The sequence below is a fragment of the Paraburkholderia sp. BR14374 genome (genome assembly GCF_040948685.1).
Taxonomy (GTDB): Bacteria; Pseudomonadota; Gammaproteobacteria; order Burkholderiales; family Burkholderiaceae; genus Paraburkholderia; species Paraburkholderia youngii.
In genome coordinates, this window is sequence record NZ_JBFPKF010000015.1 from 61414 (window position 1) to 84492 (window position 23079).

Genomic DNA, 23079 nt, shown 5'->3' on the forward strand with positions numbered 1-23079 from the left:
GAGTCTAACTGATTTTGCGCGCGTTCTGACCTCGCCCATTCGGCCAGGTTATGCCCTGAGGATCGGTTTGTTATGCTGTCGCTTCAATGTCCGCCGCGGCTCCCGAGCATCACTCGCGGGCCATCAGCGTGCCAATTATGATCTGGAATCCATGCTTCAGCTCTTCTACTCGAACCGCTACGAAACGCTGGTGGGTGCGCTGCTCGACGACCTCGCGCAAGCGCCGTCCGACCCTTGGACTGCGCGTCCCGTGATCGTGCCGAGCGCGGCCGTACGCCGGCGGCTCGAACTCGATATCGCCGCGCGCCAGGGCATCTGCGCGAACGTGAACTTTGGTTATCTCGCGCAATGGCTGTGGGCGCAGATCGGCGGCGTGATCGAGGTGCCGAAGCATTCGCCGTTCGCGCCGGACCGCCTCGTGTGGCGCTGCTACCGGCTGCTCGACGACACGGACGAGGCGCTGCCGTGGAATGCGTCGCCGCGTTTGCGCACCTATCTCGATGCGGCCGACGCGTCGATGCGCTACGAACTCGCGCGGCGCGTCGCGACCGTGCTCGACCACTATCTGACCTATCGCCCTGAATGGCTGCTGCAGTGGCAGAAGGGCGGCTCGATCTTCGCGAGTGGCGCGGCGGACGACACCGGTCCGCGTCTGACCGGCGCGAGCGATGCCGCCCGCGAAGACGAGCGCTGGCAAGCGGCGCTGTGGCGCGCGGTGCTCGCCGAACTCGCGCAAGCCGGGGGGCATGCGCAAACATCCGCGGCCGCGCTGCCGCCCGCGTATCGGTTCCTTGATGAATTCGGCTCGCTCGATCTCGAGGCAATCTCGAACGCGCGATGGCCCGAGGCGGTCAGCGTGTTCGCGCTGCCGACCATGCCGCCGCTGCATATCGCATTGCTGCGCGCGCTGTCGCGCTGGATCGACGTGCGTCTGTACGTGATGAACCCATGCCGCGAGTTCTGGTTCGACGTGGTCAGCGAAGGGCGCGTGCAGGCGCTCGACGCGGCGGGGCAGCTCGACTATCAGGAAGTCGGTCATCCGCTGCTCGCCGAATGGGGACGGCAGACTCAGGCGCAGCTGCATATGCTGCACGAGCTGACCGAAAGCGCGGCATCGGCCGAGACCGGCGACTTCACCGAGAACCCCGAGCCGAGCTGGCTCGCCGCCGTGCAGAACGGCATCCTCGATCTGCGCAATGAAGCCGATGCGGACGAGTTGCCTATCGAGCGCGGTATCGAGGTCCACGTTTGCCATAGCCTGTCCCGGCAGCTCGAAGTGCTGCACGATCGCCTGCTCGGCTGGTTCGACGAGTTCGACGATCTGCAGCCGTCCGACGTGCTGGTCGCGGTGTCCGATCTGGCGGCGGCCGGTCCGCTGATCGATGCGGTGTTCGGCACCACGCCCGCCGGCGACACCCGCCGCATTCCGTACCGAATCACCGGCTTGCCGCCGTCGCAGGCCAATCCGGTCGCGCGTCTGTTGCTCGACTGGCTCGCGCTGCCCGAGCGCAGCGTCGGCGCGCCGGATCTGATCGAGTGGCTGCGTGTCGATGCGGTCGCGGTGCGTTACGGCATCGATGCGAATTCGCTCGAAGCGGCGCAGGAATGGCTCGCGGCCGCCGGCGCGCGGCGCGGGCTCGCGCCGCTCGAACCGGTCGGCGAGCATGTGCCGGTCGCGCGTCATACGTTCGCCGATGCGCTGACGCGCCTGTACCTCGGCTATGCGATGCCGGCCGGCGGCGAGCCGGTCGATGCGTGGCTGCCGGTCGAAGGCGCGGACGGTTCGGACGCCGAATTGCTCGGCCGTCTGTCGCGCTTCGTCGACGATATCGACAGCTTCGCGGCGAGCTGTGCGATCGAGCGCACGCCCGCCGGCTGGTCGCAGCTGCTGCTCGAAACGCTCGGGCAGTGCTTCGACGGCGGCGTGGAGTTCGCCGATTCGCTCGCGGCCGTGCGCGACGCGCTCGATGCGATGAGCGCCGCGATGCAGGCCGGCGCGCATGATATGTTGCTGCCGGCCTCGGTGGTGCGCACCGCGCTCACCGAAGCGCTCGACGACCCCGCGCGCGGCGGCGTGCCGTGGGGCAGCGTGACGTTTTCTTCGCTGACGAGCTTGCGCGGTTTGCCGTTCCGTGTGGTCTGCCTGCTCGGCATGGACGACGGCGTGCTGCCGTCGCTCGCGCGCGCCGACGAATTCGATCTGATGGCCGCGTTCGGCAAGGCCGGCGACCGTCAGCGCCGCGACGACGAGCGCAATCTGTTCCTCGATCTGCTGCTCGCCGCGCGCGAGCGGCTCTTCATCGCGTACACGGGCCGCAGCATTCGCGATAACGCGCCGCTGCCGCCTGCCGCGCTCGTCGACGAACTGCTCGATCATCTCGCGCAGGTGTCGGCGGGCGAGGACGCGAGTCCGGCCGAGGTCGACAGCGCGCGGCGCGAGTTCATCGTCGAGCATCCGTTGCAGGCGTTCGCGTCGGACTATTTTGCGGCGAAGCCCGATCTGTTCACCTACGACGCTGATCGCGCCGAGCTGGCCACATTGCTCGCCGAACCGCAGCATGCCGCCGCCGCGCCGTTCTTCGATCAACCGCTGCCGCCGGAAGATATGCACGAGGTGCAGTTCGACGACTTCGTGCGTTTCTGGCGTCATCCGGCGCGCGCGCTGTTGCGCGACCGGCTCGGCATCGCGTTGTCGGATGCGCAGGGCGAACTGCTCGATACCGAGCCGTTCGATCTCGACTATGCGGGCCGGGACGCGCTCGCCGAGCGCCTGCTGCCGGTGCTGCTCGACGCCGACACCGCAGACGAGGTGACGTACAGCCGCGTGCAGCGCGTCGCCGAGGCGAGCCCCGAGTTGCCGGGCGGCGCGACCGGCGCGGTGTGGCGCGCGCGCGAACTGTCCGCGCTGCGGCAGTTGGCGCAAAGCGTGCGGCGCGAAGTGGCCGCCGGTGTCGAGCGCTTGCCGTTCGTGCTCGACATCATGCCGCGCTGGCCGCAAGACGGTGATCGCACCGACAGCGCCAATTCGCTGTTCGGCGACTACGACGCGCTGCTGCGCGAGTCCGCCGAAACGCTGCTGCAAATGCGCGGCACGTTGAACCTGCTGACCGGAACGGGACAAGTGATCTTTCGTTATGCCAAAGCCAGCGCGCGCGACTATCTGTCCGCGTGGCTCGCGCATCTGGTCTATTGCGCGTCGCAGCCGGACGGTCCGCGCCGCACCGTGTGGCACGGCAGCGGCGAGAGCTTCGAGCTCGCGCCCGTCGCGGCGCCGCTCGACGAACTCGCGCCGTTGGCGGCGCTCTTCAAGGCCGGCCGCCGGCTGCCGCTGCGCTTCTTCCCAAAGAGCGCATGGGCGAGAGTCAGCGAAAGCGAAGCGGCGGCACAGGGCGTATGGATCAACGACCGCGTGCGCGGCGAATCCGACGACCCCGCGTTGCGCATCGCGCTGCGCGGCACGCCGCTCACTCTCGCCGAACCGTTCGGCAGCCTCGCCGCGATCGTCTTCAAGCCACTGATCCAGCATCTGCGGAGCGCCTCATGAGCGAAGCGCTGCGCAATCAAAACCTCGTCGCCGACGAGCTCGACGTGTTCGCGTGTCCGCTCGACGGCGTGAACCAAATCGAAGCGTCGGCGGGCACCGGCAAGACGTGGAACATCTGCGCGCTGTACGTGCGGCTGCTGCTCGAAAAGAACCTGAACGCCGATCAGATTCTCGTCGTCACTTTCACGAAGGCCGCGACCGCGGAGTTGCACGAGCGCATTCGCGGCCGTCTCGCGGAACTGCATCGCGCGATCGAGATGGACGACGACGGCGACGATCCGTTCATCCGCCGGCTATTCGAAACGACGCTCGCGCCGCAGAACGGTATCGAGCGCGAGGCGGCGTTGAAGGTCGTGCGCCGTGCGCTGCGCACCTTCGATCAGGCCGCGATCCACACGATCCACGCGTTCTGTCAGCGCGCGTTGCAGGAAGCCCCGTTCGCCGCCGCGATGCCGTTCGCGTTCGAGATGGAAGCCGACGACGCGGCGCTGCGCTTCGAACTCGCCGCCGACTTCTGGCGCGAGCAGGTCGAGCCGGTTGCGCATGCGCATCCGGCGTTCGCTGCGTGGCTGGTGGCGAGGCGCGCCGGTCCCGCGTCGCTCGACGAACAGTTGGCGCGACGCCTGAAAAAGCCGCTCGCGCAATTGCGCTGGGGCAGCGTCGACGCGGACGGCGCCAGCGCCGATCCGCAGGCCGGCTTCGATGTCGCGTGCGCGATCTGGCAGGCCGAGCGCGACGCGATCGTCGCGCTGCTAGCGGAGGTCCAGGAGCGCCTGAGCAAGACCACGCACAAGCCCGATCACGTCAGCGCCGCGATCGCCGCGTGGACCGACTACTTCGCGCGGGGCGACTGCCATGCGCCGCCGCCGCGCGCGGCGTTGAAGCTGACGGCGTCGGCGCTGAAGAAGGCGACCAAGGTCAAGTTCGAGCCGCCCGCGCATCCGTTCTTCGAGCATGCCGAAGCGCTGGCCGCGGCCGTGGTCGCCGCCGAGGCCGCGCAGCGCGCGCGCTGGCTCGGGCTCGTGCAGACATGGCTCGAGTTCGCGCCGGCCGAGCTGGTGACGCGCAAGCGCACGCGCCGCGTCGTGTCGTTCGACGATCTGCTCGCGAATCTGTATCGCGCGCTGGCCGCGCATCCGTGGCTCGCCGACGCGTTGCGTAACCGCTATCCGGCCGCGCTGATCGACGAGTTCCAGGACACCGATCCGCTGCAATTCGCGATCTTCAGCCGCATCTTCGCGCCGGCCGGGCCGCTGTTCCTCGTCGGCGATCCGAAGCAGGCGATCTACAGCTTCCGTGCGGCGGATCTGCATACGTACCTTGCGGCGCGCGAGGCGGCGTCCGCGTGCTACACGCTCGCGGTCAACCAGCGCTCGACCGCACCGATCGTCGACGCGTGCAACCGGATCTTCGAAGCGAACCCTCGAGCGTTTGTGCTCGACGGGCTCGACTATCAGCCGGTGCGCGCGGGCGAGCGGCGGCGTGCCCCGTTCGCCGATCCCGACGCGGCCGGCGGCGATTTCCGCATCTGGACGTTGCCGCAAGGCGAGACCGCATTGAGCAAACGCGACGCGCAGCGCGCGGCGAGCGAAGCGTGCGCGGCCGAGATCGTGCGGCTGTTGCGAGGGGCGCGCGCAGGCGTCGTGACGATTGGCGACAAGCCGCTCGCGCCGGGCGATATCGCAGTGCTCGTGCAGACGCACAAGCAGGGCAGCCTCGTCAAACGCGTGCTCGCGGCGTGGGGCGTCGGCAGCGTGGAGCTTGCGCAGGCGTCGGTGTTCGCGACGCTGGATGCCGAGCAGATCGAGCGCGTGCTGGCCGCCATCGACACGCCCGGCGATCTGCGGCGTCTACGCGCCGCGCTCGCCACCGACTGGCTCGGGCTCGACGCCGCCGCGCTGTGGCGTCTTACGCAGGTCGCCGAGGCGCCAGCGCCTGAGGCCTTTGACGAACCCGCGCCAACACTCGATCCCGCCGACGCGATGGGCTGGGTCGAACGTTTTTCGCGCTACCGGATGCTGTGGCACGAACGCGGCTTCGCCGTGATGTGGCGTACGCTGATGCGCGAGCTGCGCGTTGCGCAGCGGCTCGTCGCGGGTGTCGACGGCGAGCGCCGGCTGACCAATGTGAACCATCTCGCCGAGCTCGTACAGGCGCGCGCGGCCACCCAGCCCGGCATCGCGCCGACCTTGCGCTGGCTCGCCGCGCAGCGCGAGCAGGGCGGCGGGGAAGAGGCGCAACTGCGGCTCGAGTCGGATCGCAATCTCGTGCAGATCGTCACGGTCCATAAATCGAAGGGACTCGAATACGCGGTCGTGTTCTGTCCGTTCCTGAACGATGGTGGCTTGCGCGAGCCGCCGTCGTCGGGCTTGCCCGATGCGCGCGAGTATCACGACGACAGCGGCGACGCGGTGCTGCACTACGGTTGCGACGAACAGGAAGCCGAGCGCGCGTCGCGTTACGCGGTGCGCGAGCAGGCAGCGGAACGCGCGCGGCTCGTTTATGTCGCGTTCACGCGCGCGGTGTATCGCTGCTACCTGGTCGCGGGCACCTATCTGTCTTCGCGCTCGACCAAGGAGTCGCGCCGCAGCGTGCTGAACTGGCTCGTCGGCGGCAGCGGCCATACGTTCGACGCATGGCTCGCCGAGCCGCCCGATGAAGCCGCGCTCGCGGCGAGCTGGCATGCACTCGCGGGCGGACCGGTCATGTTGCGGGCGTTGCCCGAAGTGACGCGTCGCGTGCCGCTCGAAAGTCTGCAGGACGAGGGCGCGCATCTGCACGCGCGCGCGAATCGGCGGCCGTTGCGCGATCAGTGGCGCATGGCGAGTTTCAGCGGCCTGATCGCGTCCGGCGCGAGGAACGGGGAGGCGTACGCGCATGCGCCGCAGGAAGACGTGCGGCCCGATCACGATGAGATCGCCGACGCGCTACAGTCCGCGCCGTTGCTCGCGCCGGTCGTCGCGACCAACGCCCCGGCGCATGCCGACGACGACATCCTCGCGTTCCCGCGCGGTGCGGCGGCTGGCGATTGCCTGCATCGGATGTTCGAGCTCGCCGATTTCAGCGACGTGCGCAGCTGGCCCGACGCGATCCGCGGCGCGCTGCGGGAGCGACCGGCGCCGGCCGCCCCCGAGCTCGCCGCGCGTTTGCCCGCGATGATGCATCGGCTGATCGCCGACGTCGTCTCGACCGAACTCGCGCCCGGCATGACGCTCGCGCGGCTCGATCCGCGTCGGCGCCTGAACGAACTCGAATTTCTGTTTGCGGCGCCGTCGCTGGATTTTCCGGCGCTGCGCGAACTGCTGATGGAATACGGCTATCCCGACGTCGCGCTGGAGCCGGGCGTGCTGCGTGGGTACATCAAAGGATTTATCGACATGATCGTCGAGCACGACGGCCGCTTCTGGATCGTCGACTGGAAATCGAACCATCTCGGCGACACCGCGGCCGATTACGCGGCTGCGCCGCTCGAAGCGGCGATGGCGAGCCACGCGTATCACCTGCAGGCGCTGCTTTATACGGTCGCGTTGCATCGCTATCTGAAGACGCGCGTGCGCGACTATGCGTACGACACGCATATCGGCGGCTATCTGTATCTGTTCGTGCGCGGCGTGCGGCCGGACTGGCGCGACGTCGACGGCGCCGCCGCCGTGTATAGGCGGCGCGCGCCGTTCGAATTGGTGGCGCTGCTCGACGCGGCGATGGTCGGAGGTGGCGCATGAGCACGCGCGGCACGCTTGACGAGCGCGCGGCCGCGCCGCTCGGGCTCGAAGACATCGGCGTCAACCTGCCCGCGCCGGCAGATTTCAGCATCGCGCTGGCCGAAGGGTTCGCGCGTCGGATCGGCATGCTGGCGCGGCGCAGTGGTGCATCAGCCGAGGTGGTGAAATGGGCCGCGCGCGGCGCCTTCGCGGCGAGCCGTGCGACCGCCGAAGGGCACGTGTGCGTGCCGCTCGCGGCGCTTGCGCGCCGCTTCGACGCATCGAGCGCCGAGGTGCGCGCGGCGCTGCTCGCGAGCGGCATGGCAAGCGATGGCGCAGCGGACGCGGCGAGTGCTGCGGCGTTGCGGCCGCTCGTGATCGACGCGCAGGGGCGTCTTTATCTCGCGCGCTACTACGACTACGAGCGGCGCCTGGCGCACGCTCTGGTCGCACAGGCGACGGCCGACGCGAACACTGCGAATGTCAACGCCGACTCCGCGCCCACCGCGTTGCGCGAACGCCTGCTGCGCTACTTCGGCCCGCCGAGAGACGACGAAGTGGACTGGCAGCGCGTCGCGGCCGTGATGGCGCTGTCGGGGCGGCTGACGATCGTCAGCGGAGGTCCGGGCACCGGCAAGACCACGACCGTGGTAGGCGTGCTCGCGTGTCTGCTCGATGCGCGCGCCGATCTGCGCATTGCGCTCGCGGCGCCGACCGGCAAGGCGGCGCAACGGATGCAGGAAGCATTGCTCGCGCGTGCGGGCGAGCTGCCGGCTGAACTCGCCGAGCGTTTGCCGCAGACGTCGTACACGCTGCATCGATTGCTGGGCTCGGGGCCGGGCGGACGCTTCCGGCATCATCGCGATAATCCGTTGCCGTATGACGTGGTCGTGATCGACGAGGCGTCGATGATCGACGTCGCGATGGCCACGCATCTGCTCGACGCGATCGGGCCGCAAACGCGGCTCGTGATGCTCGGTGACAAGGACCAGCTCGCCGCGGTCGAAGCCGGCGCGGTGTTCGCCGAACTCAGTGCGCGGCCGGCGTTGAGCGCGAGCGGCTTGCGACGGGTCGCGCAGGCGCTCGACATCGAGGAAGCGCGGCTCGCGCGGGCTTTGCCGCGCGCGTCGCGTCAGGACGATGAAGCGCCGGTCGATGATTTTTTTGTGCCACCCGAGGCGCTGCACACGTTCGAGCCGGATGCATCGGGCGATCTGTTCGCCGGTGTCGCGACGGCGGCGGCTGACGAAGAGGCCGGTCACGATATGCAATTGGCGAACGAACGCAATCCGCTCGCGGACTGCGTCGTCTGGCTCGAGCGCAACTACCGGTTCGGCCTCGAGTCGCCGATCGGGCGTTTGTCGGTTGCGATTCGCAACGGCTCAGCGAGCGCGGCGCTCGACGTATTGTGGACCGACCCGACCGAGGACTGCGCCGCGGCGCTGCATGAGGACGCGCACACGACGCTCGCCGAGCGCACCGTCACGCGACTTGCCGCCGGCTTCGCGCCGTACGCCGATGCACTTGCGGCGGCGCTCGCCACCGAGACGCCCGATCCATTGTCGCTGTTCGACGCGCTCAACCGCTTCCGCATCCTCTGTGCGACGCGGCTCGGACCGCGCGGCGTCGATCAGGTCAATGCGGCGATGGCGGCCCAGGTGCGCCGTGCTGCGGGCGTCACGCTCGCGGTCGGCGCGCAGTGGTTTGCTGGACGTCCGGTGATGGTTACGCGCAACGACTACGCGCTGGGGCTGTTCAATGGCGACATCGGCATTGCGTTGCCGGGTGCGGGCGGCGCGCTGCGCGTGTACTTCCGCACCGGCGACGGCGGGGTGCGCGCGGTGTCGCCAGCCGCGCTGCCGCCGCACGACACCGCGTTCGCGCTGACGGTCCACAAGTCGCAAGGTTCGGAGTTCGAGCACGCGGTGCTGGTGCTGCCGTCGGCGTTCAGCCGGGTGTTGTCGCGTGAGCTCGTGTACACGGCGATTACTCGCGCGCGCGAACGCGTCGAGGTGATCGGCGCGCGGGCCGTGCTCGCGCAGGCGATCGCGACGCCGACGCAGCGTGATTCGGGGCTGGCCGCGCGAATCGCGGAGGCGTCGCGTTGATCGCGCGAGCGCGGGCGGAACACGCGGAGCGGGGGCCCAAAGTGCGAGCGGCGCTCAACCGGCCATGCCGCTCGCCCGCTCGATGGCTTCGACGCGGCTGCGCATCGTCTTGCGATACCACAGCGTCCACAGCGCGAGTCCCGCGTAGATACCGTAGCCGATAAAGGGCGACACGACGAGGAAGCGTTCGATCGGCCACGTCAGCGCCATCCACGCGCGTAGCGCGGTTTCGGCGGTCAGGCCGACGCCCCACACGAGCGTCATGGTTCGCATCGCGGGGGCGAGACCGGGGCGTTCGCGCCACAGCGTCTCGAAATGCGCGGCGCCGCCTTCCATTTCGCGCGCGACCGTCGCGCGCGCGAGGTAGAAGATCAGCGGACGGCGCATCGGCAGCGACAGCAGAAACACGACGCCGACCGCGCCGGATACCAGCGACTCGCGCAACAGCAGCATGCGCGGACTGCCGCCGAGCGCCATGGCCGCCACCGACAACACGATGCCCGCAACCACCATCACGCTGAGCGCATCGACGCGTCTGAAACGCGCGAGCTCGATAGCGCTCCAGATGAGCGGCGGCACGGCGGACGCGATCAGCGCGCCGGTCTCGCCTACCCGCGGTAACGCGAGCCGGTAGGCCAGCCACGGCAGCAGAAAGTTGACCGCCAGTTCGAGCACGAAACCGGGACGGATTTTCATTTGAATTTACGCCGTAAGCGAAAGAGCCAGTATCGATGAACCGGTCGCGCCGACGCAAATGGTTTTTTTCGTAACGCGATAGCAAGCCGGCGCAGCCGAGCACTGCACCTGGCGCTCGGGCGTGCTCCGGCGACCTCGGGCATCTCGCGCCGAGCGCTTGTACACTGATGCATCTCTCTTCCCGACCGCCCATGACATCCCGCTACCCGATCCCGCCCAACGAAATCGAATTGACCGCCGTGCGCGCGCAAGGGGCGGGTGGGCAGAACGTCAACAAGGTATCGAGCGCGATCCACCTGCGTTTCGACGTGCGCGCCTCGTCGCTGCCGGAAGTGCTGAAGATGCGTCTGCTCGCGCTGTCCGACCATCGGCTCACGCGCGACGGCGTCGTGGTCATCAAGGCGCAGGAGCATCGAACCCAGGAGATGAACCGCGCGGCGGCGCTCGCGCGGCTCGATGAACTGATCGAAAGTGTCAGCGTGACCCGCAAGCATCGGGTCGCGACGCGGCCGACCCGCGCGTCGAACCTGCGACGGCTCGACAGCAAGGCAAAGCGCAGCGAGGTGAAGTCGGGGCGCGGCCGCGTGCACGAGTAGCGGCGCGGGTCGCTAACGCTTCGCGCCGCGTCTGCCGGTGCGCCCATCCGGCGGCGATGCCTCCGGCACGAAGTCGACGCACAGCACGTTCGTGCCGTCGCGCTCGAACGCGATCGCCGCGGTGTAGCAGTCCTGACCATCGGCGAGCGAATAGTGCGGCCCCATCATCGCGACGCGGCCCGGCGCCGCCATCGCGTGCCGGAAATACGCACGACGCGACCAGTTGCTGCGCGTCTCCGTATAGAGCGGCGCGAGCCGCTTCGGGGGCGGCGAGACCGAGGCGGCCGTCACCGAAGGCTGGGTCTGCTCCCCCTGGCCGTCGGTGAGGAATACACGGCGCGCTTCGGGCAAATGCCAGACCTTTTGCGCAGCCTCCTCGAGGTCGCCGGTCGCCTTGTAGGTGTCGGCGGCGGCCAGCACCGCTTCCGCGAAGCCCTCGAAGCCGAGCCGCTGGTGGCCGGCGTGCGCGCGCTCGTAGTCGGCGAACTTGCTCCAGATCGACTCGACGAGCGCGGGCACCTTCGTGCAGGCGGCCCGCACGCTGCTCTTCGGCTGGCCGAACCAGAAGCCCTGCACGAAATCGACGTCGGCCTGCATCAGGATCATCAGCTCTTCATCGGTTTCGACGCCTTCGGCGAGCACCAGCGTGCCCGACTGATGCAGCATCGCGATCAGATGGCTGATCATCGATTCGTCGCCCTCGCGCTTGCCCGCGCGCGCAACGAGCGAACGGTCGAGCTTGACGATGTCGGGGCGGAAGCGCCACACGCGGTCGAAGTTCGAGAAGCCGGTGCCGAAGTCGTCGATCGCGATCAGGAAATCGCGCGGCTGCGAGGCGGCGAGCATGCTGGCGACGGCGGATTCATCGTCGGCGGGTTGCTCGAGCACTTCGATCACGATGCGCTCCTGCGGCAGCCCGAAATGCGCGGACAACTCGTCGATGAACGCGCGCTGCGGCCAGCCGGTCTCGAATACCTGCGGGCGCGTGTTCAAAAACAGCCACCCGGTGCTGATGCCTTGCTCCATGAAGTTCGCCACGTGCAGGCAGCGCGCGATGCGGTCGAGTTCGCGCGCTTCGGCGGCCGAGCGCGTGCCGGAGAACAGTACTTCGGGCGAGACGGGCAGGCCGACCGGATCGAACGCGCGCAACAGCCCCTCGTAGCCGACCACGCACTGATGCGTGACCGACAGCACCGGCTGGAACACGCTGTGCAATGTCAATGCGCGCCAGGTCGCGGTCCAGCCCGACTCGCCGCGGACCAGGTGCGGGAGCACGCCGCTCACGGTCAATTCGCTGACGGATGGCATAGAAGCGGGCATCAGAGCTGACATGGGATTGTTGCGGCAAGGGGTGAAGGGGCTCGCAAACCCATTCGGCGCGCAGCGCTCGCCCACCCGAAGCGTCGCCGGGACGACACGAAAGTGTCCCGCGATCGCGGAGGGCAGTACCAGCTACGCTGGACTCCGGCGAATTGGTCAAAATGAGTCTAGCAGTTTGCAGCGTGCATCAATGTGCGGGTTATCACAGAGGCATAAGCGCGAAATAGTCCGCAAAACGGCTGCCAACGGCCGTGCGGCAACCCGTTGCGGTCATGCGCCGGAGCGTTTCGCGCGCTTGCCACGCGTGAAACCGATTCTCAATCGCAATCAGTTGCCATACCACGCCGAGGGTAGCAGGGCGCCCAGTGGTCGCCCGCCAAACTCCAGGCGCCGACGGTGCACCCATGTTAGCGCCAGTGCGCGGGCTGATGTGGCGGTTCGGGCGGCGGGCTTGGCACTGCTTTGCCGGGCGGATTCTGGCTTGACGCGACGGTGGTCCGGCATGGCGGGCAGAGTCGAGATTCGTGCGTCGCCAGGCTGGTTAGCGCCGTCGTCGGCAGGTTCAGCGACCGGCGGGTATGCTGCTGGTTTTCTTAAGGAGGAGATCAGGCATGGCGGAAATCGCGGTGGTCGCAATTTCGGTAGCGAAACCGGGGCACGAGGAGCTGTTGCGCGAGGCGCTCGAAGGCATCGTCGGGCCGACGCGCAAAGAAGCGGGTGTGCTGCAGTACGACTTGCACCGCGACGTGCAGGAGCCGCGCCGGTTCGTGTTCGTCGAGCGATGGGTAAGCCAGGACGCGCTCGCGGCGCATGCGAAATCCGCGCATATCCAGGCTTATAAGAAAGCGGCCGCGGATTGGATCGAGCACGCGGAGATTCGCGTAGTGTCGAAGATCGCCTGAGTCCGGGTGCGGGCGTCAGCGGCGCGCGGACAACACGCCGGCCAGGTGCGGCGGCACCGCGGCCGCCGGCGCGCCGTCAGCGATTAGTGAGTTGCTTGCGGGACATCGAGAATCAGGATGATGGTCCAGTCGGCGTCGCCGTCATGGTGATACTGACGCTCCGCGACGATGAACGGCTGCTGCTTGCCCGCCGGGCCGAGAAACAGCACGTCGCCTTCCATCGGCAGGCATTCGACGGGCGGCAGCGCGAGGTACGCTTCCTGACCGCCACGCGGCATCAGTTTTTCGATCTTGCGAGATGCTGCTTCCGTCCATTCGATATCAAGCTGGATGTTGCTCATGCTGTCCTCCGCACCAGGGTGCGCACGGGTTAGGGGATGCCGGCGGCTCGCCGGTCGGTGCGCGACTTTAGCATACAGAATGCTGTGCGCCGGAGGCTTCGCCAGACCGGTGTGCGTTCGGAGTGCCTCGTCGGCAGCGAGCCGATCACGCAAATAAAAAAGCCGAAACCGGCGCTGCCGGCTTCGGCTTTTTCACCTTTACGACGAGGCCGCGAGGCCAGATCCGCGAAGTCGCTCAGGTACCCGACGTGTCCGCACCCTTCTTCGGATGATGCGGAGCCATCTTGTGATGCTTGGCCGGGGCGGCGGGTGCGCTTTCCATCGACTGCTCGCGGTTTTGCAAAGCTTGCGCACGCTGCTCGACGTCGGCGGCCTTGGCCGGATCGGTGCTCGTCGTGATGCCCTGGTCCTGCGCGTAAGCTGCGCCGGCCGCGGCACACAGGGAAACCAGGATCGCCATGGACACTTTCTTCATCGTTACCTCCATAGAGTGGTGGTGGACCCGAGTATTGCCCGTCCAGTCGGAAAGACAACTCATTCTATCGAGCAAACTCCGCTCCAGCCGATGGCTTTGTAACGGCGCTCAACATTTGTTACGTTTTGTAATGGCTTCGTCGATCTGCGAGAGCGGTCGGCGTACATCGTTCGTCAGAACCAGCCGATCGCGCGATACAGGTGAAACTGCGCGAGGCCGATGAGCTCATGCAACGCTATCTCCGCCGCCACGAGATTACCGAAGCGCGGCAACACGCCGAGCCGCACGCGCCGCGCGCTCGAAATCTGCGGCTGTGGCTCGACGCCGAAACGGCGAAAGTCGAGCAGCGCACGCGGCATGTGATACGCGGAAGTGACGAGTATCAACGTGTCGTAATGTGATTGGCCGACAATGACCGAGACGTTGCGCGCGTTCTCGTAGGTCGTGCGGCTGCTTTTCTCGAGCACGATGTCCGAGCGCGGCACCTGCTGGCGCAGCAGATAGGGCAGGTAGGTGTCAGCTTCGGTCGCGCTGTGCCGCTGAGGATTGCCGCCGCTCACTATCACCTGGCAGACGATCGCCGTGCGCTTGCAGGCCGCATAGTTCTGCGCGCTGACTTCGATGCGCGAAAGCACGTCGCGCGGTGGCACCAGCACGTGGTCGTGGTCGTAGATCGTGCCGCCGCCGAGCAGGATGATCGCGGTGCGTGGCGCGAAGGTGGCGGCCTCGGCGCTCTGTCGTTGCGGCTGCGCGAGATCGAGCAGTGGCGCGCTCAGCCAGCCGGCCGCGAGCAGCCAGAACAGCGCGATCATGCAGACGATGAGCGGCCGTCGCGCACGTTTCCATAGCACGATTGCTGCAAAAAAAAGCGCTAATAAAGTGAATAGAATCAATTTAAATGGGGTAACGTATGTCTTTCGGGATAAATCCACGGGCCAGCCATCGCGCCGCGGCGGTTGCATCGTCGGTTCGGGGAGAGAACGCTAACATGCCGTTCTGACGGGGGTTCCGAAAACGAGACCAGGCAGCGTCTGGCGGAAATCCGCTGTCGAACAGACGGCGAGCTTCTGACCAGGAGCGGGTGCTACACGCGTCGCCGGTGGCGCAGCGACGCGTGGGCATGAATGTGTCATAGCTGCACTTTAAGAAAGAAGTGAGATGACCACGTATTCCAACGAAGCGGTACTTGAAGCGCTGCGGCGAGCGCAATATCGCCAGGTTCCCTGGGCCAGAAGGCCGGGTGTCTTCCAATATCTTCGCGCGCTGGGGCTGATGGACACCGTTCGTCAGCGAACCGTCGCACCGGCGCCGGGCTTTCATGCCCCCGTCGACATCGCCGTGCTCACCGAACGCGGCAAAGCGGAGTTTGCGCGGCTCGAGCACGACGAGCGTCTGCTCACATGGACAGCGCAACGCATGAATGATTACGTTCTCGGCGCGGCTGAAACGCAGTCCGCGGCGACAGCCGAAGTCAGGCCTTAGCTCAAGGTTCATCGCTTATCTGAATCTCTGTCCGCCCGGGCCTGTCACCCCCACGGCGGGCGGTCTCTACAGTCGGCCGGTCGCTGTGCGCGTCCGCGGGCGACTCTCGGCTTCCCCATCGACGATGCGGCGACGCGTTCCGCGCCGGCCGTTTGCCGTTGCGCGCCTGTCATGCCATCAACGCCACGGGGGCGAAAAAAAGCCCGTATCACGAGGATACGGGCATACCGGAATTACTACTGCCACGCTGTGCTAATGGCGTTGAGTCAGACTGGTGCCGCGTCCGGTGGTTCCCCGATCGTGCATACGGAATGCGAGAGACTTGGTGCCGCGTCGCACGACGCGCCCATCCACGCGGCGACACACGACATCAACGCCGTCGCTGTTCCGCGCGCGGCGCATCGGGCCGTGCCCGCACATTGCTGGCGATATCGCCGCGCAGATCGCCTCGCGGCGTCGGCGGCGTGAAGTCGCGATTGTGGGCCTCGCTTTGCTGCCACGCTTCCAGCGTAGCCTGACGGTCCGGGCGCCAGTTCCACCCTTGCGGGCGTTGTTGGGCAAATGCCGGCGCGGCCATCGATGAAATCACAATGCCGCACAACAGCAGTGACATTGGTTTCATTCCGAAATCCCCCTCAACCTCGAGCCCGTTGACTCAAGGCCTGTTTGCATAGGTATTAAGTTATGCCGGGGTAAGAAAGGGTGCTGTAATTAATAGTAAATGGATGTTTCACCCGGAGCTATCGGGCAGTTTGCGAGTCTGAGGCAGAGCGCAATGATCACTCTGGCGGCCGTGCGGATGGCGCGCCGAAAGTGGGCCCGAAACCAAGGGCGTCCCGCGGCGCCCGTCAAATGCTGACGGGTGGTGGCGTGCACGCGATCGAGAATAAGGCGGCTGGATAAAAAACCGGGCGCCCGCAGGCGCCCGGTGACAACGTAGTTTCGCGTCAGGCCATCTTGACCGGCGCGCGCCACGATTCCGGATTGGTCCAGAACGCGCCGCGCATACGGTCGCGGCTCGGTGGTGCCGGCGGTTTCGCGGCCGTTGCGCCGATCCTGCCGCGCAACGAGATCTCACGGCCGCTGGTGCCGAGCCGCTTCACAATTTCAGCGAGCGTGCCATCGGCCTGCCACTCGTCGAAACGCCGGCGGCAAGTCGGCGGGGACGGATAGCGGCCCGGCAGCTTGGACCAGCCTTCGCCCGTCGACAACACCCAAAGTACGGCGTTGACCACCGCCCGAGCTTCCACGCGCGGTCGACCGCGCCGTTCGCTGCGCGCCGGCTCGGCACAGAACAAAGCCTCGACCAGCGCCCACTCGTTATCTCTCAAATCGTCGAACAGCATCATGTATCACCTCAGCGAAGCTAACTCCGGTGCGCTGCCCCGCGCCGCGCACTCTTCATACACTCGATAGGCGAGTGCCAAAGGGGACGGGCTTGCCACGGATTGCCATTTCAGTCGGAAATCATGGCGCCCACCCTGCGCGTCTCGTAACGCACGAAATGTGCCAATTTGATATCGATTGCCTGAAAGCCCCGTGGCGGCGGGCCAACGCGGGCGCCAACCAGGGCCGTATATGAATCCAAAAAGTCCATCTCGCAAATCGGGACAATCACCAATCTTGTGCAGACGGGCCCGGCCAGCGGGCGTTCGCGCCTTTTTGCTGCATCGCGATGCCCATTGTGACCGGCGCTATGCCGCACGGATTTAACTTACAATGTGCATTAAATTGCCTTATTGATGAGGTCAGCAAATGAATGTCACGCTGCGACAGCTCAGGGTTTTCATCGAGGTGGCGCGCTTGCAAAGCTTCAGTCGGGCCGGCGATGAAATCGGCCTCACACAGTCGGCGGTCAGTCGCTGCGTGCGCGAGCTCGAAGGCGAAATCGGCCTGAAGCTCATCGATCGCACGACGCGCGAAGTGCAACTAACCGACGTCGGCGGCAATCTGGTGTCGAGCGTGTCGCGGCTGCTGTCGGATCTCGACGACGCGTTGCGCGAGATCCGCGAAATCGGCGAGCAGCGCCGTGGACGCGTGGTGGTCGCGGCGAGCCCGACCGTTGCGTGCCGGCTGATGCCGCGCGTGGTCGCATCGTGCGGGCAGCAGTTTCCTTATGTGACGCTTAGCTTGCGCGACGACGTGCAAAGCGACGTCGTGCGCAAGGTGAAGTCGGGTGAAGTGGACTTCGGCGTGATCATCGGTCCGTTCTCCGACGACGACCTGCTCAGCGAAACGCTGATGACCGACTCGTTCTGCATCGTGTCGCGTGACGATCACCGGCTCGCCGCGCGCAAACAGGTTACGTGGAAGGACCTCGACGGTGAGCAACTCGTGATGCTCGACTATGCGTCCGGCAGCCGCCCACTCATCGACGCCGTGATGCAGGCGCAGGGCGTGAACGCCACCGTGGTGCAGGAACTCGGCCATTCGGCGACGGTGTTCGGGCTCGTCGAGGCGGGCGTCGGCATCAGCGTGCTGCCGTGGCTCGCGCTGCCGCTGCCGGCGGGGGCGTCGCTGGTCGCGCGTCCGCTGGTGCCGCGCGCGGAGCGCCGCGTCGAGTTGGTGCGGCGGCGCGACCGGTCGCTGTCGCCCGCGGCCGAGGCGGTGTGGGATCTGATCCGGCAGTTGCCCGGACGGGCCGAGGAGTTGAATTAACGGGCGGGATCGTGTGCGGTCTGTTCGACTGGTGGAGGCGGTGGACCTGTCGGTGGACCTGTAGGCCTGGCCCGCCGCCCACCCGGCGTCTGCTTCGCCGCTGTCCGGTCACCCGGCGCGCTAAACTACCGCCGTCATCGCGCACGCCTTCGCGGTTGCGCCCAGAGCCCCTTATCCTCCACCCTCCCGGAAGCCTCGATGAGCGAATTGGACCTGCCCGTGCCCTCCATCCCGAATGCGCGCGACGCCGTGCGCGCGCTGCGTCCATCACAAATCCGGGAAGTCGCGAACGCCAGTTTCGGCGTCGGCGACGTGCTGCCGTTCTGGTTCGGCGAGTCCGACCGCGTCACACCCGCATTCATCCGCGACGCCGCGAGCACCGCGCTCGCCGCCGGCGCAACGTTTTACACACACAACCTCGGCATCGCGCCGTTGCGCGCGGCGCTCGCGGGCTATGTCAGCGAGCTGCATGGCGCAACGTCACTGGAGCACATCGCGGTTACGAGCGCCGGCGTCAACGCGCTGATGCTCGCCGCGCAACTGGTGGTCGGCGCCGGTGACCGGGTCGTCGCGGTGACACCGCTATGGCCGAATCTGGTCGAGATTCCGAAGATTCTCGGCGCGCAGGTCGAAACCGTCGCGCTCGGCTATGGTGAACGCGGTTGGGCGCTCGACGTCGGGCAATTGCTTGCCGCGCTGACACCCGACACGAAGATGCTGATGCTCAACTCGCCGAACAATCCGACCGGCTGGGTGATGAATCGCGACGACCAGCGCACCGTGCTCGAACACTGCCGGCGGCACGGTATCTGGATCGTCGCGGACGAGGTCTACGAGCGCCTCTACTATCCCCGTGATGACGCGGCGCAGGCGGCCGGCGCGCGCACGGCGCCTTCGTTTCTCGATCTCGCGACGCGCGACGAACGCGTGATCTGCGTGAATTCGTTTTCGAAAGCCTGGCTGATGACCGGGTGGCGGCTTGGCTGGATCGTCGCCCCGGCCGCGTTGATGGATGACCTGGCGAAGCTGGTCGAGTACAACACGTCATGCGCGCCGTCGTTCGTGCAGCAGGCGGGCATCGCGGCGCTCGAACAGGGCGAGCGCTTTACGCAGGAGCTGGTGCGCGACCTGAGGAGCTCGCGTGATCATCTGGTGCGCGTGCTGTCGACAGTTCCCGGCGTCGACGTGAAGGCTCCGCTGGGCGCGATGTATCTGTTCTTCGCGATGCCGGGTTCGACGCGCAGTCTCGATTTGTGCAAGGCGATGGTGCGTGAGGTCGGGCTCGGCGTGGCACCGGGCAGCGCGTTCGGGCCGCAAGGCGAGGGGTTCGTGCGCTGGTGCTATGCGTGCGATACGGCGCGGCTCGATGCGGGCGTCGAGCGCTTGATGCGGTTTCTGGCGCGCCGCGCCGGCGCGTGAGCGCATGGCGTCGCGCGTCCGTCGCGTATTGACCTGGCGCGCCGCAAGCGGCGAAAGGCCGCGAATCGTGGAAATATTTCACTGGCGACCGTGTCCCGGCGAGCGCGGGCACACCGGTCGCCGCCGCGGCAGAAGATGCACGGAGGATCGCGGCTTTACGCCCCGGTCGTTTTTGCGTAATATGGCGCTCAGTTCACGCGAATCCTTTCAGGATATCGCCGCTCCGTCCGGCTGGGTCTGGCTCGATAAGTCTGTTCGCCACCCCCGGTGCGTGCTCCCATCAATATGACCGATCAGAATCGGGCGAGCGCGTCTTCAGTTCCACATCGTCTGTTTGATCCGGTTCTTTGACCACAGGGTCTGACCTAGCTGCATGAATACCCAAGAGGCGAAGATCGTCCTCGAGACTGCCTTGATCTGCGCGCAGGAGCCGTTAAAGCTCGGCGAATTGCGCAAGCTCTTTGCCGACGGCGTGTCGGCAGACACTGTTCGGACTTTGCTCGAAGACCTGAAGCGGGACTGGTCCGGGCGCGGTGTGGAGTTGGTCGGGCTGGCGTCGGGCTGGCGGTTTCAAAGCAAGCCCGCGATGCGTTCGTATCTGGATCGACTGCATCCGGAAAAACCGCCGAAATATTCGCGCGCGGTGCTCGAAACGCTCGCGATCATTGCCTACCGGCAACCGGTGACGCGGGGCGATATCGAAGAAATTCGCGGTGTGACGGTGAATACGCAGGTCGTCAAGCAGCTCGAGGATCGCGGCTGGATCGAGGTGATCGGTCATCGCGACGTGCCGGGGCGTCCAGCGCTGTATGCGACCACGCGTCAGTTTCTCGACGACCTTGGCCTAACAGCGCTCGACGAATTGCCGCCGCTGGCCGATCCGTCCGCGCAACTGAACGCCGATCTGCTGGGTCAGCACGCAATCGAATTTGCCGAAGGCGACGCGCATAGCGTGCCGCAGCCAGATCAGGATGCAGGACTCGACACGGCGGGTGACGCGGGCGAGCCGGCCTCGCCGGAAGCGGGGCAGCAGTCGGCGTCGGGATTTGCAGGAGCGCCGCCCGAGACCGTAGCCGCGTCGACGTTCGAGTCGGAGCCCCGTGCAGAAGCGACTGGGCAGTCCGGCACGACGAATGCGTCAAGTGCATCAGACGCGTCGAGCGCGCTGCACGACACGCAACAACAGCCCGAACCGGCACCCACGGCAACGCAGACCAGCGTCGCCGGTTCGGCACAGCATCAAGATCCGGTCACCCCGACCGATCCGGCAACACCCGCGCACGACTCGGGCGTGGCTCGCAATACGGAGCACGCCGCCGAGCCGAACCCGATCGAGGCGGCGCACGACGGTCCCGAGGACCGCCGGGATGCCGCGCAGGACGCAGGTTTTCTGACCGACGACGAAACCGAGTCGCGCAGCGCCTGACGTAACCGAACTTTTTTGCCGCGCCCGCAACGGTCGCGCGCGACCTGACATTTTGAGGTTGTTTTGACACATACCCACGACACCGATTCGTCCGAATCCGAGCGCCCCGTGCCGTCGGCGCGGACCGACGAACGCACTACGCAAGCGTCGGCAGGCGAGGGCGAGCGCCCGGCTCACGGCGCGGAAGCAGAGGGCGAAGAGCGCCCCCGCCGCGGTCTGCGTCGCGGGCCGCGCAGCCTGATCGCGCGTCGCCGCGCCGGCGCGAAGACGAAGGCAGCCGAGGGCGCGCCGGTCGTCGCCGAAACACCGCCGGACGGCGAGGTTGGCGCCCAGGCGCGCGCACCGCGCAAGGACGCGGGCGCGAAACAGGGCGGACGTCGCAATGCCGGCGGCGCGGCGAAGCGCGAGGGCGCGCCGCGCGAAGGCCAGCGCGAGCGTCAGCCGCGCGAAGGTCAACGTGAGGGCCAGCGCCAGAATCGACGCGGCGCCGATGCACCCGCGGCTACCGAATCGGCTCAGGACGATCTGTTCTCGTACGTGACGTCGCCTGCATTCGATGCCGACAACACCACGACTGGCGGCGTACGCGCGCCGATGTTGCGCCGTGGCAAGGCAGCGGGCCCGAAGCGGGTGTTGTCGCCCGATGATGACGCGCCGAAGCTGCATAAGGTGCTCGCCGAGGCGGGCATGGGCTCGCGCCGCGACATGGAAGAGCTGATCATCGCCGGCCGCGTGTCGGTGAACGGCGAGCCGGCGCACATCGGCCAGCGCATCATGCCGACCGATCAGGTCCGCATCAACGGCAAGCCGGTCAAGCGCAAGCTCGCCAGCAAGCCGCCGCGCGTGCTGCTGTACCATAAACCGACCGGCGAAATCGTCAGCCACGCGGACCCGGAAGGCCGTCCATCGGTGTTCGACAAGCTGCCGCCGATGAAAACCGCCAAGTGGGTTGCGGTCGGGCGCCTCGACTTCAACACCGAAGGTCTGCTGATGCTGACCACATCGGGCGATCTCGCGAACCGCTTCATGCATCCGCGCTATAGCGTCGAGCGCGAATATGCGGTGCGTGTCGTCGGCGAACTGGCCGAGGGTATGCGCCAGAAACTGCTGCACGGCGTCGAACTCGAGGACGGCCCGGCGAACTTCCTGCGCATCCGCGATGGCGGCGGCGAAGGCACTAATCACTGGTACCACGTCGCGCTCGCCGAAGGGCGGAATCGCGAAGTGCGCCGCATGTTCGAGGCGGCGGGCCTGATGGTCAGCCGGCTGATCCGCACGCGTCATGGCCCGATCTCGCTGCCGCGTGGTCTGAAGCGCGGCCGCTGGGAAGAGCTCGAGGACAATCAGGTGCGCGCGCTGATGGCCTCGGTCGGCCTGAAGGCGCCGACCGAGGAACGCGGTAGCCGCAATGCGGCGCCGGAGCGTCGTCAGCCGGATCCGATGCAGACGTCGATGGGCTTCATCAGCCGCGAGCCAGTGCTGATGTCGCATAGCCGCTTCGAGCAGCAGCCGCGCGGCCAGGGCCGCCGCGGCGCGGCAGGCGGCGGCTTCGGCGCGGGCATGGGGAGCGGCGCTGGTTTCGGTGCCGGCGCAGGCAATCGTGGCAGCGGGGGGCAGCGCGGCCGCGACGTCGACGGCAATCGCGCGCCGTCGCCCAACGGCAATCGTGCGCGCACGGGTGCCAAGCGTGCTGGCCCGGCCGGCAACAGCGGCGGCAATCGCGGGCCGGGTGGCAATCGTGGCGGCAACACCAACCGCGCCGGTGGTAACGCGGGTCCAGGTGGCGCGAATCGTGGTGGTGGCACGGCGCGCGGTCGCTCGCGGGGCCGTTAAGCGGGGCGCTGTACCGATGCTGTCATACCCTTCGGTGCAGTTGGTACGACCTGCAAGGTTACGGCCGCTTCAGACGGCTCGTTCGGCAAACGCGACGCACGTCAATGCGGAGTGCTTGCCGGACGAGCCGTTTTTTGTTCTTGCCGGTTTGATGCCGCCTCTCCTTTGCTGCGTTCAAGCGAGCGGCTTTCCGATGCGTCAAACTCCGTGCGAGACGGTGCCGAATGCCATAAGCACGATTCACCGCAACGCGCTGCGGTAACCTGTCCGGGTCCCTTTCCGCACAGATCGCGCGACCTTACAAAACCGCGGATTTGCCGCCACATTGTCGAAAGATTCCTATCAAATCAAGCGGAAATGCGCATCGCCCGTCGTTCTGCAGATTGCCTTTGGGCCGAAAAATGGCTACAATCGCGAAGTCGCTGGGCGTACGGTTTCATGTGCGGCTCAGGTGCGACCACCGGCAATAAGATGATGGGCGTTCAGCCCATTTTTTTTTGCCGCTCAGTTCATCGTGGTTCGGCATCTCGGGTTCGCACCAACGTGCGCCGGCTTGGCGCGCGGCCCGCATTGGTTGT

At 67.0% G+C, this 23079-nt stretch carries 17 protein-coding genes; 10 read left to right on the forward strand and 7 right to left on the reverse strand.

The features are described 5' to 3' along the window. The first annotated feature begins 151 nt into the window (after positions 1-151). From recC to AB3X86_RS27650, 3 genes are read left to right on the forward strand one after another with little or no spacing between them, the layout of a single operon-like run. Positions 152-3544, forward strand: coding sequence for an exodeoxyribonuclease V subunit gamma (gene recC, locus AB3X86_RS27640; protein ID WP_368598470.1), 3393 nt, complete (start codon positions 152-154; stop codon positions 3542-3544). Continuing rightward, the gene (recB, locus tag AB3X86_RS27645) at positions 3541-7266 is read left to right on the forward strand and encodes an exodeoxyribonuclease V subunit beta (protein WP_368598471.1); all 3726 of its coding nucleotides are present in this window, start codon (positions 3541-3543) and stop codon (positions 7264-7266) included. The genes recC and recB overlap by 4 nt, the downstream gene beginning before the upstream one ends. Continuing rightward, positions 7263-9353, forward strand: a complete 2091-nt coding sequence (locus tag AB3X86_RS27650) for an AAA family ATPase (protein WP_368598472.1) — start codon at positions 7263-7265, stop codon at positions 9351-9353. The genes recB and AB3X86_RS27650 overlap by 4 nt, the downstream gene beginning before the upstream one ends. Before the next feature lie 54 nt (positions 9354-9407). On the opposite strand, the gene AB3X86_RS27655 is transcribed toward AB3X86_RS27650, so the two are convergent. Next, positions 9408-10049, reverse strand: coding sequence for a VC0807 family protein (locus AB3X86_RS27655; protein ID WP_368598473.1), 642 nt, complete (start codon positions 10047-10049; stop codon positions 9408-9410). Between the two features lie 191 nt (positions 10050-10240). Between AB3X86_RS27655 and arfB the strand changes: the two genes are divergently transcribed. Then, positions 10241-10645, forward strand: coding sequence for an alternative ribosome rescue aminoacyl-tRNA hydrolase ArfB (gene arfB, locus AB3X86_RS27660; RefSeq protein ID WP_013089140.1), 405 nt, complete (start codon positions 10241-10243; stop codon positions 10643-10645). A gap of 12 nt (positions 10646-10657) precedes the next feature. On the opposite strand, the gene AB3X86_RS27665 is transcribed toward arfB, so the two are convergent. Next, positions 10658-11977, reverse strand: a complete 1320-nt coding sequence (locus AB3X86_RS27665) for an EAL domain-containing protein (protein ID WP_368598474.1) — start codon at positions 11975-11977, stop codon at positions 10658-10660. A 599-nt stretch (positions 11978-12576) separates the two neighbouring features. Here AB3X86_RS27665 and AB3X86_RS27670 point away from each other — a divergent pair. Beyond that, entirely contained in the window at positions 12577-12867 is a 291-nt protein-coding gene (locus AB3X86_RS27670) for a putative quinol monooxygenase (RefSeq protein WP_176365756.1), read from the forward strand. Between the two features lie 83 nt (positions 12868-12950). On the opposite strand, the gene AB3X86_RS27675 is transcribed toward AB3X86_RS27670, so the two are convergent. From AB3X86_RS27675 to AB3X86_RS27685, 3 genes are all read right to left on the reverse strand, one after another. Then, entirely contained in the window at positions 12951-13208 is a 258-nt protein-coding gene (locus tag AB3X86_RS27675) for a hypothetical protein (protein ID WP_008923870.1), read from the reverse strand. A 235-nt stretch (positions 13209-13443) separates the two neighbouring features. Next, complete coding sequence (locus AB3X86_RS27680) at positions 13444-13683, reverse strand: hypothetical protein (RefSeq protein WP_018432260.1); 240 nt, start codon at positions 13681-13683, stop codon at positions 13444-13446. Positions 13684-13856: 173 nt separating this feature from the next. Continuing rightward, complete coding sequence (locus AB3X86_RS27685) at positions 13857-14495, reverse strand: YdcF family protein (RefSeq protein ID WP_176365856.1); 639 nt, start codon at positions 14493-14495, stop codon at positions 13857-13859. A gap of 346 nt (positions 14496-14841) precedes the next feature. Here AB3X86_RS27685 and AB3X86_RS27690 point away from each other — a divergent pair, with 346 nt between their 5' ends. Further along, positions 14842-15165 (forward strand): hypothetical protein, encoded by a 324-nt coding sequence (locus tag AB3X86_RS27690; protein ID WP_176378009.1) that lies wholly within the window; start codon positions 14842-14844, stop codon positions 15163-15165. Positions 15166-15535: 370 nt separating this feature from the next. On the opposite strand, the gene AB3X86_RS27695 is transcribed toward AB3X86_RS27690, so the two are convergent. Further along, on the reverse strand, positions 15536-15787 hold the full coding sequence (locus tag AB3X86_RS27695) for a hypothetical protein (RefSeq protein ID WP_176108922.1): 252 nt from the start codon (positions 15785-15787) through the stop codon (positions 15536-15538). 325 nt (positions 15788-16112) lie between these two features. Continuing rightward, positions 16113-16514, reverse strand: coding sequence for a transposase (locus tag AB3X86_RS27700; protein ID WP_013089147.1), 402 nt, complete (start codon positions 16512-16514; stop codon positions 16113-16115). Between the two features lie 406 nt (positions 16515-16920). Here AB3X86_RS27700 and AB3X86_RS27705 point away from each other — a divergent pair, with 406 nt between their 5' ends. The 4 genes from AB3X86_RS27705 to rluB all read left to right on the forward strand — a co-directional run bounded on the left by AB3X86_RS27705 (position 16921) and on the right by rluB (position 22501). Beyond that, on the forward strand, positions 16921-17823 hold the full coding sequence (locus AB3X86_RS27705) for a LysR family transcriptional regulator (protein ID WP_176378008.1): 903 nt from the start codon (positions 16921-16923) through the stop codon (positions 17821-17823). A 198-nt stretch (positions 17824-18021) separates the two neighbouring features. Then, the gene (locus tag AB3X86_RS27710; RefSeq protein WP_368598475.1) at positions 18022-19242 is read left to right on the forward strand and encodes a pyridoxal phosphate-dependent aminotransferase; all 1221 of its coding nucleotides are present in this window, start codon (positions 18022-18024) and stop codon (positions 19240-19242) included. Between the two features lie 373 nt (positions 19243-19615). Then, positions 19616-20668: an SMC-Scp complex subunit ScpB gene (gene scpB / locus AB3X86_RS27715; protein WP_368598476.1), complete on the forward strand. Its 1053-nt coding sequence runs from the start codon at positions 19616-19618 to the stop codon at positions 20666-20668. A 63-nt stretch (positions 20669-20731) separates the two neighbouring features. Then, a complete protein-coding gene (rluB, locus tag AB3X86_RS27720) occupies positions 20732-22501 on the forward strand; it encodes a 23S rRNA pseudouridine(2605) synthase RluB (RefSeq protein ID WP_368598477.1) in 1770 nt (589 codons plus the stop codon). Positions 22502-23079: the final 578 nt, after the last annotated feature.